General features: G+C 35.9%; 11 protein-coding genes. 4 read left to right on the top strand and 7 right to left on the bottom strand.

Annotation, left to right across the window (positions count from 1 at the left end; genetic code table 11):
• Window positions 1-234: 234 nt before the first annotated feature.
• The 4 genes from alaS to Bccel_RS16855 all read left to right on the top strand — a co-directional run bounded on the left by alaS (window position 235) and on the right by Bccel_RS16855 (window position 4206).
• A complete protein-coding gene (alaS, locus tag Bccel_RS16840) occupies window positions 235-2874 on the top strand; it encodes an alanine--tRNA ligase (protein ID WP_036944636.1) in 2640 nt (879 codons plus the stop codon).
• Window positions 2875-2919: 45 nt separating this feature from the next.
• On the top strand, window positions 2920-3264 hold the full coding sequence (locus Bccel_RS16845; RefSeq protein WP_036944635.1) for a histidine triad nucleotide-binding protein: 345 nt from the start codon (window positions 2920-2922) through the stop codon (window positions 3262-3264).
• A 298-nt stretch (window positions 3265-3562) separates the two neighbouring features.
• Window positions 3563-3739 carry a 30S ribosomal protein S21 gene (rpsU, locus tag Bccel_RS16850; RefSeq protein ID WP_036944633.1) on the top strand — a complete coding sequence of 59 codons (177 nt, stop codon included), beginning with the start codon at window positions 3563-3565 and terminating at the stop codon, window positions 3737-3739.
• A 23-nt stretch (window positions 3740-3762) separates the two neighbouring features.
• A complete protein-coding gene (locus tag Bccel_RS16855; RefSeq protein ID WP_036944632.1) occupies window positions 3763-4206 on the top strand; it encodes a GatB/YqeY domain-containing protein in 444 nt (147 codons plus the stop codon).
• 149 nt (window positions 4207-4355) lie between these two features.
• Here the strand turns inward: Bccel_RS16855 and Bccel_RS16860 are convergent, their stop codons facing one another.
• The 7 genes from Bccel_RS16860 to Bccel_RS16890 all read right to left on the bottom strand — a co-directional run bounded on the left by Bccel_RS16860 (window position 4356) and on the right by Bccel_RS16890 (window position 13157).
• A complete protein-coding gene (locus Bccel_RS16860; protein ID WP_036944631.1) occupies window positions 4356-5705 on the bottom strand; it encodes an aspartate kinase in 1350 nt (449 codons plus the stop codon).
• Between the two features lie 41 nt (window positions 5706-5746).
• A complete protein-coding gene (locus tag Bccel_RS16865; protein WP_036944629.1) occupies window positions 5747-6997 on the bottom strand; it encodes a homoserine dehydrogenase in 1251 nt (416 codons plus the stop codon).
• A gap of 12 nt (window positions 6998-7009) precedes the next feature.
• Window positions 7010-7453 (bottom strand): ACT domain-containing protein, encoded by a 444-nt coding sequence (locus Bccel_RS16870; protein WP_036944628.1) that lies wholly within the window; start codon window positions 7451-7453, stop codon window positions 7010-7012.
• A gap of 234 nt (window positions 7454-7687) precedes the next feature.
• A complete protein-coding gene (gene thrC / locus Bccel_RS16875; protein ID WP_036944626.1) occupies window positions 7688-9187 on the bottom strand; it encodes a threonine synthase in 1500 nt (499 codons plus the stop codon).
• Between the two features lie 170 nt (window positions 9188-9357).
• On the bottom strand, window positions 9358-10485 hold the full coding sequence (locus Bccel_RS16880; protein ID WP_050753577.1) for a patatin-like phospholipase family protein: 1128 nt from the start codon (window positions 10483-10485) through the stop codon (window positions 9358-9360).
• Window positions 10486-10545: 60 nt separating this feature from the next.
• Window positions 10546-11679 (bottom strand): tetratricopeptide repeat protein, encoded by a 1134-nt coding sequence (locus Bccel_RS16885; protein WP_036944625.1) that lies wholly within the window; start codon window positions 11677-11679, stop codon window positions 10546-10548.
• Between the two features lie 197 nt (window positions 11680-11876).
• Window positions 11877-13157 (bottom strand): bifunctional folylpolyglutamate synthase/dihydrofolate synthase, encoded by a 1281-nt coding sequence (locus Bccel_RS16890; protein ID WP_036944624.1) that lies wholly within the window; start codon window positions 13155-13157, stop codon window positions 11877-11879.
• Between the last annotated feature and the right edge of the window lie 103 nt (window positions 13158-13260).

Raw genomic sequence — 13260 nt, forward strand, 5'->3', positions numbered from 1 at the left:
TCTCGTCAGTCTTGACACTAAAGGCCATCTTTTATATATTTATTAATATACATTTTTTAATTTCCCAAGCTTTGATACGTTATATGCTTTATGTAAATCCAGGATGAATACTAAGCTAAAATAACTTTTGGTCATTCGTCAACACTTGAGCAAAATTTATAGCTGAAGTTACTTCTAATTATGATGAGTTACATAAGCAAATTAATATAAGAATACTTGAGAGGAAGAATAACAATGCAAAAACTAGGTTTAAATGAGCTGCGAGAAAGATATTTGAGTTTTTTTGAAAGCAAGGGCCACTTACGCCTCCCCAGCTTTCCGCTTGTCCCTCAGAATGATGCAAGTCTCTTACTTATAAATTCGGGTATGGCTCCTTTAAAGCCGTACTTTACAGGAAAAGAAGAGCCTCCTAGAAAAAGAGTCACTACCTGTCAAAAATGTATCAGGACACCTGACATTGAAAACGTAGGAAAAACAGCAAGGCATGGTACTTTTTTCGAAATGTTAGGAAACTTTTCCTTCGGAGACTATTTTAAAAATGAAGCTATTCCCTGGGCTTGGGAATTTGTTACCAAAGATTTGAAGATCCCTGTTGAGAGGCTTTGGGTGTCAATTTATGAGGATGACGATGAGGCCTTTGAAATATGGACTAAATCCGTCGGTATACCTGCCGAAAAGATAGTTCGTATGGGTAAGAAGGACAACTTCTGGGAGATTGGCACAGGTCCTTGCGGTCCTTGTTCAGAAATATATTTTGACAGAGGTGAAGACAAAGGATGCGGCAGTCCAGATTGTAAAGTAGGCTGTGACTGCGACAGATATATAGAGTTCTGGAACTTGGTTTTCACACAATTTAACAGAGATGATGAAGGTAACTATACCAGGCTTGCAAATCCTAACATCGATACCGGAATGGGACTTGAAAGGCTTGCTTGCATCATGCAGGATGTAAATAATCTTTTTGAGGTGGATACTGTAAGGAATGTCCTTAATAATGTGTGCAGTATTGCAGAGGTTAAATACGGTGAAAACAATAAGACTGACGTATCAATCAGGGTTATTACCGACCATATCAGAAGCACAACAATGATGGTTTCTGATGGTGTTATACCATCTAATGAAGGAAGAGGCTATGTTTTAAGGAGGCTTTTAAGAAGAGCCGCAAGACACGGCAAGCTCCTTGGCGTTGAGGGTCAATTCCTTTACAATCTGGCAATGGTGGTAATAAACGAATCAAAAGAGGCTTATCCAGAGCTGTTTGAAAAAGCTGAATATATTCAGAAGGTAATTAAAATAGAAGAAGAAAAGTTCCAACACACCATTGATCAGGGACTTGCAATATTAAATGGATATATCAGCGATCTAAAATCCAGTAGTGATAAAGTGCTCTCAGGTGATAAGGCGTTTAAGCTGCATGACACTTTTGGTTTCCCTTTTGATCTTACACGTGAAATAGCAGAAGAAAATGGTTTTTCAGTAAACGAAGAAGAATTTAGGGCTGAAATGGAAAAACAAAAAACAGCAGCTAAAATTGCCCAAGGCAACAAAGATGGTGCCGGATGGGATGATAATATTTACTCAACACTTGATAAATCTATAAAAACGGAATTCCTAGGGTATGGTAGTTTTGAGTGTGATTCTAATATTTTATATATTGTAAAAGATGGTCAGCTGGTTGATAACATTCAGGAAGGCGATGAAGCTGTTATAATACTTGATAAGACTGCATTCTACGGCGAAAGCGGTGGTCAGGCAGGTGATACCGGCTATCTGCAAGCAAAAAATGTACTTTTCAAGGTTAACGATTGTAGAAAGACTGCTGATGGTAAATTCCTGCATATCGGAATTGTAGAAAAGGGACTCCTTGAAAAAGGATCATCTATAACTGCAAAGGTTGATGTGGCAAGCAGAATGTCCACTGCCAGAAACCATACTGTTACACATCTATTGCAAAAAGCTCTTAGAAATGTGCTGGGAAGCCATATAAATCAGGCCGGTTCTCTGGTAGAACCTAACAGGCTTAGATTTGACTTCTCACATTTTTCTCCTGTTACAGATGAAGAACTGGAGAGAATAGAAAATGAAGTAAATGAAAAGATATTAGAAAACCTCCCTGTATCTGCAACTGAAATGAGTCTCGATGAAGCGAAGAAATTAGGTGCAACAGCACTCTTTGGCGAGAAGTACGGCAGCACGGTAAGGGTTGTTAAGATCGGTGATTACAGCATGGAATTATGTGGAGGAACTCACCTTTCCATGACCTCACAGGCATCACTTATAAAAATAGTCAGTGAAAGCGGTGTTGCAGCAGGTGTAAGGAGAATTGAGGCACTTACAGGTCTAGGTGCAATACAATACTATAGCCAAAAGGAAAAGCTCTTAAACGACGTTGCAGCAGCTTTAAAATCCAGTCCTACCGACTGCATTAAAAAAGTTGAAATATTAACAAATGATATAAAGACCGGACAAAAGGAAATTGAACAGCTCAGAAGTAAGCTTGTAGCAGGTTCAATTGATGACATCCTTTCAAATGCAGTTGATGTTAAAGGAGTAAAAGTTATTACAGCTAAGTATGATGGCCTTGATATGGACGGACTCAGAAACACTTCTGACATGCTTAAAAACAAGATTGACTCAGGTGTTGTAGTAATCGCTTCCAATTATGAGGACAAGGTAAACTTTGTTGTTACGGCAACAAAAGATTGTCTAGCAAAGGGAATCCACTGCGGTAATATTATCAAGGAAACAGCTAAAATAGCAGGCGGCGGCGGCGGCGGACGTCCAGATATGGCCCAGGCCGGCGGTAAGGATGCCTCTAAGATAAAAGACGCCTTGGAGTATAGTATAAAAGTAATCGAGGCTCAAATTAAATAAAGATAATTTACTTATTCCATATATAAAACTAAGGGAGGGCCTAACATGAGCGATTGTATATTTTGTAAAATTATAAATAAGGAAATTCCTTCAACAGCAGTTTACGAAGACGACAAAGTCTATGCTTTTAAAGATATAAACCCTGTAGCTCCTGTACATGTTTTAATTGTACCAAAGCAGCATATATCAAATATAAATGAAGTTGATGAAAGCAACTCTTCTTATTTGATAGACATTCATATGGCAGCTAAAAAAATTGCAGCAGACCTCGGAATTAAAGACAGCGGCTTCAGATTAATCAATAATTGCGGTGCTGATGGAGGCCAGACAGTTTTCCACCTGCACTACCATTTGATTGGTGGAAAAAATTTAGGGCCAAACTTATTGTAATTTCCTTAAATATTATATATAATGTTATGTACTTGTTCATAGATACCAAACTACGTTGATTGGTATCTATGAAATAATTATATATTACTTAATTTTTATAGAAATTTTACTAATAGGTAATAAAAGCCACAATTCCTTGAAATAAGGCTAGTTTAGTACTAAATTTCTATTGACTTTATTTTGGTAGTTGAGATATAATATAATATGTGCTTCACTTTGTCTTATTCCCATAATTAGACAGAATAGTGATAAAAGCTTATTCTTGGCACAATTGCTACCATCGGAGGGAGGGAAATGCATGTCTGAAGTAAGGGTTAAGGAAAACGAATCCCTAGAAAGTGCTCTTAAGCGGTTTAAAAGACAATGCGCGAAAGCTGGCGTATTATCTGAAATCAGGAAAAGGGAGCACTACGAAAAGCCTAGTGTTAAGAGAAAGAAAAAATCCGAGGCTGCAAGAAAAAGAAAATTTAAATAAGCCATTAAATAGGAGGCTATCTTATGTCCCTTAAGGAAACACTGCTTGAAGATATGAAAACTGCCATGAGGGAAAAGGACACTCTTAAGAAAAATGCTATCCAAATGGTCAGGTCAGCAATTCTTCAAGTGGAAAAAGACAGTAGAATAACCCTTGATGATGATAGTATAATTGATGTTATTGGCAAAGAAGTCAAAAAGAGAAGAGATTCCCTTTCTGAATTCGAAAAAAGCGGCAGACAGGATCTTATCGATAATCTTAAGACTGAAATAGATGTTTTACTGAAATATCTACCTGAACAGCTTTCAGAAGAAGAACTTGAAAACATTATTAAAGAGACAATTCAAGAAACAGGTGCTTCATCAATGAAAGATATTGGCAAGGTTATGCAAGCTGTAATGCCAAAAGTTAAGGGTAGAGCTGATGGAAAAATCATTAATCAGATAATTAAAAAGATTCTAGCATAAAGCTCGATTAATATCGAGCTTTTTTAATGCAGAGAAATTTGGATGTAGCATCCACAATAATTTCCTGGCATTAAAAAATTAAATACATCCCCCTTTTATCAAGAAGGATGTATTTTTTTACTTATATATTCTTTATTTTTGCTAATTCCTTAATTAAAAAACTCTTTGTATAACACCTTTATTGCCATATCACATTCATTTGCCCTAACACCAAACATCATACTAACCTCAGATGAGCCCTGGTTTATCATTTCTATATTTACTCCGGCTTTGGACAAAGCATTTGTTGCCCTTGCCGCTAAACCAACTGTATGCCTCATACCCTCTCCTACTACCATTACTAATGCCAGGTAAGGCACAATCTCAATATCATCAACCGATAACTCATTCTTTATTTGCTCTATTACTTGCTTTTCCTTTTCTTCTGTCAGCTCCTTAGTCCTTAAAACAACCGACATGTTGTCAATTCCTGAAGGAACATGTTCATATGATAATCCTTGTTCTTCAAGTATTTGAAGGACTTTGCGGCCAAACCCCACTTCCCTGTTCATCATATATTTGCTTATGTATAGTGTGCTAAACCCTACATCACCAGCTATACCTGCAACATGGTCACTGTTTACGCCTCTCTCCTTAACAATCATTGTTCCGGGTGCACTTGGATTATTAGTATTCTTTATGCATACAGGTATTCCTTTTCTGTATACAGGCTCAAGAGTCTCTTCATGAAGTACTGAAAAGCCCGCATAGGATAATTCCCTCATTTCCCTGTAAGTAAATACGCTTATGGCTTTTGCATCAGGCACAATGTTTGGATTTGCTGCAAAAACCGAGTCAACATCGGTAAAGTTCTCATAAACATCAGCACATACGGCAGCAGCCAAAATTGATCCTGTTATATCGGAACCGCCTCTTGGGAAGGTTACCACATCACCTGCTTTGGAGTATCCAAAAAATCCTGGGAATATAATGATTCCCTCATAATCGTTAAGGGCTTTCAAGTTATCGAAAGATTCAGGCAGAACCCTTGCATTCCCAAACTCATCACTTAGGAAAAGTCCTGCATCTTTTGGGTTTAAATACTTTGCATCATAGCCTTTGCTCTGTAAGTAAGCCGCAACAACCTTTGCCGAATTATCTTCTCCAGCAGCCTTCAAAAGATCCATAAACATTCCTTCATGGGTTACCGGACCTGATAACCTTTTTTTCATATCCTCTGCTATAACTTCTGTTATACTGCCGTCCAAACCTAACCCTTTTGCAATATCATCAAACCTTGCGATGACAGCATTCATCTCATTAACTGCTTCACCTGTTTTTATATACTTCTCAGCACAACTGATAAGTAAATCAGTAACCTTGATATCCTCCTTAGAACGCTTTCCCGGTGCAGAAACAACAGCAAGCCTTCTTTCAGGGTCAGATGTTATAATATCACATACCTTTATTATTTGTTCAGCTGATGCGAGGGATGTTCCTCCAAATTTACATACTTTCATTTCTCTTCCTCCTAATTCTTAATCCTACCTAAAAAATTTCTCTAGTCTTCTAAAACTCTTATAAACCCTGCAACTTCTTTAATACAAGAATTGTGGGCTAATTCCTTCACTTTTTTCCTTAACACACCTTCAGCTTCTTTTTCAGAAATAAAAACCAATTCTTCTTTTGCCACTTTAATTTCAGAAGGTATCCAATCTACTTGCCCAAACATTGTTTTAACAAGTTCCTCCGCCTCATCACGGTTTTTAACCTCTAGCCTTATATAGAAACGTGTTTCCATTAAATCAGCGTCCATTATATTTTCATCGGTATTTATTGTCCATATATTTTTACCGTTGTTATCCTTGTGTTTTACAACATCAATTACATCTGCTACTACAGCACTTGCAGTAGGTAGTTTTCCTGCTCCGCGGCCATAAAACATAGCATCTCCTATGGCATCTCCCCTTACAACAATTGCATTAAATACATCTTCTACATTTGCAAGAGGATGACTTTTATTTATAAACGCAGGACTAACTGTTGCATATATTTTTCCGTCTACCCTTTCACTTCTGCCAATCAGTTTAATGACTGACCCTGATATCTCTGCATAATGCATATCAGCAAGTGTAAGCTTTGTTATTCCTTCAGTAGAAATTTTTCTATAATCTATATATTCATTATAAGCAATAGATGATAATATTGCTATTTTTCTACATGCGTCATGTCCCTCTATATCTGCAGTGGGATCTGCTTCAGCATATCCATTGGCTTGTGCCTCCTTCAATGCTGTGTTAAAATCCTTACCATACCTGTTCATCTGAGTGAGAATATAATTGGTGGTTCCGTTTAAAATACCCGTAATTCCGTTTATTTCATTGGCAGCGAGGCAGTTGTTCAAAGGTCTTATAATTGGTATACCTCCACCAACACTAGCCTCAAAATGATAATGTACATTATTGTCTGCAGCCATTCTAAGAAGCTCAGGTCCATGAGTTGCAACCAATTCCTTGTTGGATGTTATTACATGCTTCCCTTTGGATAATGCCGTCTTGGTAAACTCATATGCAATACCTTTACCGCCTATTGTTTCCACAACAACGCTAATTGAGTCATCATTAAATACATCATCGGAATTTTTGGTTAAAAGCTCCTTGTCGGGGCAATCATCAAAATCACGTATATCTAATATTTTTTTTACATATATTTCTTCTCCGGCTCTTTGGCTTATGCTGAGCCTGTTTTTCTTTATAACTTCTACTACTCCTGAGCCAACTACTCCGTAGCCTAAAACTGCAACAAAAATCATATTTACCTCCTATTACTCTCTTGCAAGGATTTCTTGACGACGAACTCCTTCTATTCTTCCAATTTCATTCATCAACTCTTTAATATCCTTAATCATACCCGCGGTTTCAATGGATATTGTTACATCAGCAAGACCATTGATAGGTATATTTTGATTGATTGTTAATATATTGGCTTTAGCTAATGCTATCTGGTTGATTATACTTGATAAAATACCCGACAAATCTTCTACTACAAAAAACAGGGTCATTACCTTACCCCTTGAGGTCTCATAAAAAGGAAAAACATAGTCCTTATACTTATAAAATGCACTTCTGCTTATCCCAACCTCTTTTACAGCTTCATTAATAGATTTTATCTTTCCTTTGCCAAGTATCTGCTTTACCTCAATCACCTTGGAAAAAACCTCTGGAAGTACTGAAGCATCAACCAGCAGGTAAGTTGAGTCCTTATTCATTCATCTTGTCACCGTCCTCAATAGACGCACATTTGTTTTTCTATCGTGAAATTATAATAACATATAAACTCAGCAAATTCAATAGCCAATGTAATTAAAATTGATTAATATTTTAGTTATTTAAAAATAAAAGAGGTGCCTTTTATAAGACAACCTCTTTTTGCTTTTATTTATTCTTTGTAATAATCACATTATAAAAAATTCTTTAATAATGTATTTTTGAAATACCCTTATTTAAATTTCAAGAATTTTCTCTACTTCCTTTTTCATATCTTCCTTGGGACAAACATTTTTATGTTTTATTTCCCTCTTATCAAGGTCTTTAAGTCCTACTGGAATAGCAAGACCGCACTTTTCGGACAGAATCCTTAAAAGCTCAAATTCATCCTTGCCAGCTATGCTTTCTTCACCAAAAATGGCTTTTACAACACTGTCATTAAATTTAAATGGGCTTGCAGTTGAAACAATAACTGTTTTTGTCATATCACCTGTAGATATGACATACTTGTCATAAACATCTATTCCCACTGCTGTATGGGTATCAACTACATAATTATATTCATTATAAATACATTCTATTGTTTTCAAAGTATCAGCTTCGCTTGAGAACCCACCCCAGAAGTATTTTGAAATTTTCTTCTTGGTATCGGAGTCAACTGTATAAATACCATCATCCTTCAGCAATTTCATCCATTCATTTATTAGCCATGAACTGTGTTCTGTTATTTCATATAGTAATCTTTCAAGGTTACTGGATATTAAAATGTCCATAGATGGCGAACTGGTCTTTTTAAATTCTCTTCTTTTGTCATAGACTCCGGTATTTATAAAATCAGTAAGCACATTATTCTCATTGGATGCACATACCAACTTGTTAACAGGAAGTCCCATTTCCATTGCGTAATATGCTGCTAAAATATTTCCAAAATTTCCTGTTGGCACAACAAAATTTACTTTTTCTCCTGCCTCGATCTCATTTCTTTTTAATAGATCTGCATACGCGGAAAAATAGTAAACAATCTGAGGCACAAGCCTTCCCCAATTTATTGAGTTAGCAGAAGAAAACTTATAGCCGCCTTTGCCCATCCTATCATTCATCTCATCATCTGTAAATATAGCTTTAACGCCATTCTGTGCATCATCGAAATTTCCATAAACCCCTATGGAATAGGTGTTATTACCTTCCTGGGTTACCATTTGCATCTTCTGAACATCACTCACACCGTCATTTGGGAAAAATACAATTACTCTGGTGCCCTTAACGTCTTTAAAGCCCTCTAATGCAGCTTTACCGGTATCGCCTGAGGTGGCAACAAGAATAACTGTTTCATCAGTTTCACCTGTTTTTTCAACCGCCTTAACCATGAAATGCGGCAAAATCTGAAGTGCCATATCCTTAAATGCACATGTAGGCCCATGCCATAATTCAAGCACATGGACATTATCATTCAGCTTTATAACAGGTGCTATCTCATCTGTACCAAACTTCTCTTTTGTATACGCAGAATTTACACATTGCGTAATTTCATCTATGGAATAATCGTCAAGAAAATGCTTAAGAATAAAAACAGCCCTTTCCTGATAGCTCATTTGGACCAAATTGTATATCTCCTCAGGGTTAAGCTTTACCGGGGTACTTGGAACAAATAAACCTCCATCAGGTGCAATCCCCATCTTAATAGCCTCAGCAGATAGTTTAGACTTAAGACCCCCTCTTGTACTTTCGTATAACATATTATTCCCCCTAATTTTTATCATATAATTAAAAGCGATTAATCTTTTAATATATACTACTTATTTGATAATCATACTCATCAAAGCTGTATTTTAGTCATTCCTCATATTAAAGTTCCTTATTATAATAATACAAAAAACATAAAAAATAAAGAAATTTTTATATTAACCTATCTAAATATGAACGGATACCGACGAAACCTTGCATACCTTAACCTCATATTGTATTCCATTTTGCTAATTAAACCGGCCGCTGCATTTTTCCCTTGATTAAATAAATATTCTTTTTCTTCTTCAGTCAAACTGAAATCCAAGCTGGAAACATTTCCCGTAGCTATCTTAGCCAATATTTTATTTTCATAGTTTTTCGTTTTTGGAATACCTATATCATGAACTGCCGAAATTAATGATTTTAGTACATTTAAAGGAGTATCCAGACTAAAAAACTTCTTTTTTTCATCTCCATCAAGACTAAAACCTATTGTCTTAAACTTATTATCATCCCCTATCATCCATACGGGATAATTATCAAAGACGCCTCCATCAACTATATTGTAGGTTTTCTTTTCCTTTCCACTTCCGACCTGTATTTCAACAGCTTTAAAAGCAAACGGAACACTTGCACTCATTCTGACAGCCTTTGCTACCTCCAACTTATCAGGGTTAATTTGATAAAACTCAATATCATCGGGCAGAACCAGTGCTTTCCGCCTTGTGGCATCAACAGCTAAAAACCTTGCTCTATACCCATTTGGATTGCAGCTGTCAACTATTCCACCCCTCAAATCTTCAAAGGTCCTTATCCCCTTCTTAATCAGATGGCCATAAAGCCACTCTTCGAGATAATCTCCGTCAAAAAGGCATCCCTCTTTACTATAAAGGGACACATTCTTTATTATATCTCCCCTGAAATTAACATCGGAATTTTCATCTTCATGCTCTTTATGGATTATTCCTCGTGGTCTTTGGCTTAAAAAATCAATAACAGAGTTATTATCTTTTCTGTTCCTACTTCTCCATTCTTCAAAATAAGCCACTGCTGAAACTAACTTAGGAATATCCTCCATTTTAATTTTCCCAAAATCAAGACCATCCAATATTCCTCTTAAATCAGACGCTATAAACCCTGACCCAATAAGTGAGCCTGCAATAGCACCTGCTGACACTCCGGCAATGTTTCTGAAGGTATATACGTTTCTTTCAAATGCTTCACAAACACCTGCAAATGCTATACCCTTTACTCCACCACCGCTTAAAACCAGATTATACATCTTATTTGCATTATTTATTTTATTCACTTTATATCAATCCAGAAAATTAGTCTCTTATATATTATATTATTTTTGATTGATAAATGCTTACTTTGATAGATTTGCCATTTCTTTTATTCTTGCCTGAGCATAATAGGCTACCTGACTTTTAGGATATAATTTGACTACCGTCTGAAACAATTCAAGGGCTTCCTTATTGTTATTTATGCCCTTATAAGCTACGCCCAGCTTATATAATGCACTATCCATGAATTTCCACTTATCACCATAAATTCTTACTTTATTGAGTTTTTCAATAGCCTCGTTATACTTTCTGCTGTTGCAAAGGCTATATCCCTGGTTATAAGCACTATGTGCAGCATTTGGAACAATGCTTTCAAAAAGTTTGTCATACTTTCGTTTGTCTGCAGCACTAAACTTAGTATCTTTCATAAGTATCAACATATCGGCTGCTGCTTCATAATTCCTCGAATTTGCTAGGCCCTCAGCTTCACTGAGCTTCTTTACATTTTTATTATACTCAAGCTCGTTTTCTAACAAAGCTTTATTGCTTTTTAAAGTTTCATAATCCTTAGTTAGTTTACTAAGACTGCTCTTTAATTCTGTTACTTGTTTATTTAATTTGTTGATTGTTTCCACTTCCGTATCAACCTTATTCACAGGCGATGAGTCCGTTTTGCTTAAATATAAAGGTATATTGCACAACAATACAATAACTGCCCCCAGCAGCACGCAACATATGTATTTAATTAAATCACCTTTTAGGAAATTGAGTTTTTCTGAGATATTAATGTTATTATTTTTTATATTTTTATTCTCTTCCTTGACAGGAGGTTGCTTATTAAAAGCAGTTTTAACCTCTTTTTTGGGAGAGGATGCTTCACGTTCTTTTATCAATTTATAGAGCCTCGTTGCCTTAATATTAGACCCTTTTAACTCCATAATCTTTTCATATACAAGTCTGGCTTTATTGTAATCATTTATGTATAAATAACAAACCCCAAGCAGATCCATTGCTTGGCAAAATTCAGGATTTAGGGATATGGCTTTCTTTAACTCTATTATAGCCATGTCTTCACTTTTAGCGTTAATACTGTCTAAAGCTTTATTATAAAGGTTTATAGAGCTTCTTACATTATCCGGGATAGTCCGATCTTCAAAACCCAATGCCTCGGCGTCAATATGGGTGTAACTTTCAAACTCCTGCTTCAAATCAATCAATTCATTCCCTCCTATATGTTTTGCAATAATCATTTGACATCTTTAAATATTGCAAAACATTTTCCTTGATCCATATGTTGCGAAAAATTCATTCTTATAATGCAAATGCAGACGGTTCAACTGCATTTGCCATTTTATGTGTTTTTCGCAACATATATAGCTCCTGAAACCTATTATGTAGTATACACTACAAACTATTAAACATTAAAAAATTTCCGAACCTCTCCAATATAATATAACGAACCATATGCACAAATTATGCCGCTTTTTGAAACCTTCTTCATACTATACCTTATAGCATCTTCAATTCTATCACTCACACTGACCTCATTACAATAGCTTCTTAATATTATAGCCAACTCTTGGGCTTCCATACCCCTATTACTTTGAGGCTTCACAGCAATAAATTCAGATGCGATTGGTACCAAAGGCTCTATGATGGCTTTGTAATCCTTGTCCTTTAATACACCAACAATAATTATTATTCTCTTTCCTGGGAAATATTCCTTAAGATTTTTAGCAAGGGTTAAAGCACCTTCCCTATTATGTGCACCATCTATCAAAAAAACAGGATCTTTACATACAACTTCCAGTCTACCCGGCCATACAGCTTTTTTAAGTCCTCTATCTACAGCAGTTTCACATATCCTGTCAAAACCCTTTTCTTTAAGAATATTAACCGCTTCAAGTGCTGTTACTGCATTTACCGCTTGATGTTCACCCGGGATATGTATTTCAAATCTTCCGTACTTTTTGTGAAAAAATGTACTTCCCCATATGCTTGATTCTAATATATCAAAATCTGATACAAGAATTTTATTAAGCCTTGAATTTTTGTCATTACACACCTCTTCAAATACTTTTAAGGCTTCATCCGACTGCGGGTACAACACAACATCAGTATTTTCCTTAATAATTCCAGCCTTTTCGTAAGCAATCTTTTCCAAAGTGTCACCTAATATATTCATATGATCATAGCTTATTGTTGTAATAACTGCGGCTAAAGGGCAATCTATAACATTTGTAGAATCAAACCTACCTCCAAGTCCTACTTCCAATACAACAACATCGCAGTTATTTTCAAAAAAATATTGAAATGCAACAGCTGTAACAATTTCAAACTCCGTTGGATGATTGCCTCCATTTCTAATAAGTTCATCAACTTTTTCCTTAACAAAATAAGTTATTCTCGCAACATCAGTATCTGATATCTCTTCAATACCTATCTTTATCCGTTCAGTAAATCTTTCCAAGTATGGCGACGTATATATGCCTGTTTTATAGCCTGATTCCATAAGAATACTGCTAATAAATGCTACAGTAGACCCTTTGCCGTTTGTTCCTGCTACATGGATAAACTTTAAGGATTTATGAGGATCTCCCATTAATGAGAGAAGTGCAGTTATATTTTCAAGTCCTAATTTTACTCCAAACTTTAATGTTCCGTGGATATAATCCAAGGCTTCAGCATAGTTCATTGATTTCTCCCCAATCTAGAAGTAAAGATGTATCATATGGATAATACCCTCATACGATACATCTCTAGATTTATTTCTTCAATCATTTCCTGGAATGTTGCAG

The organism is Pseudobacteroides cellulosolvens ATCC 35603 = DSM 2933 (assembly GCF_001262605.1).
In the GTDB taxonomy this organism is placed as follows: domain Bacteria; phylum Bacillota; class Clostridia; order Acetivibrionales; family DSM-2933; genus Pseudobacteroides; species Pseudobacteroides cellulosolvens.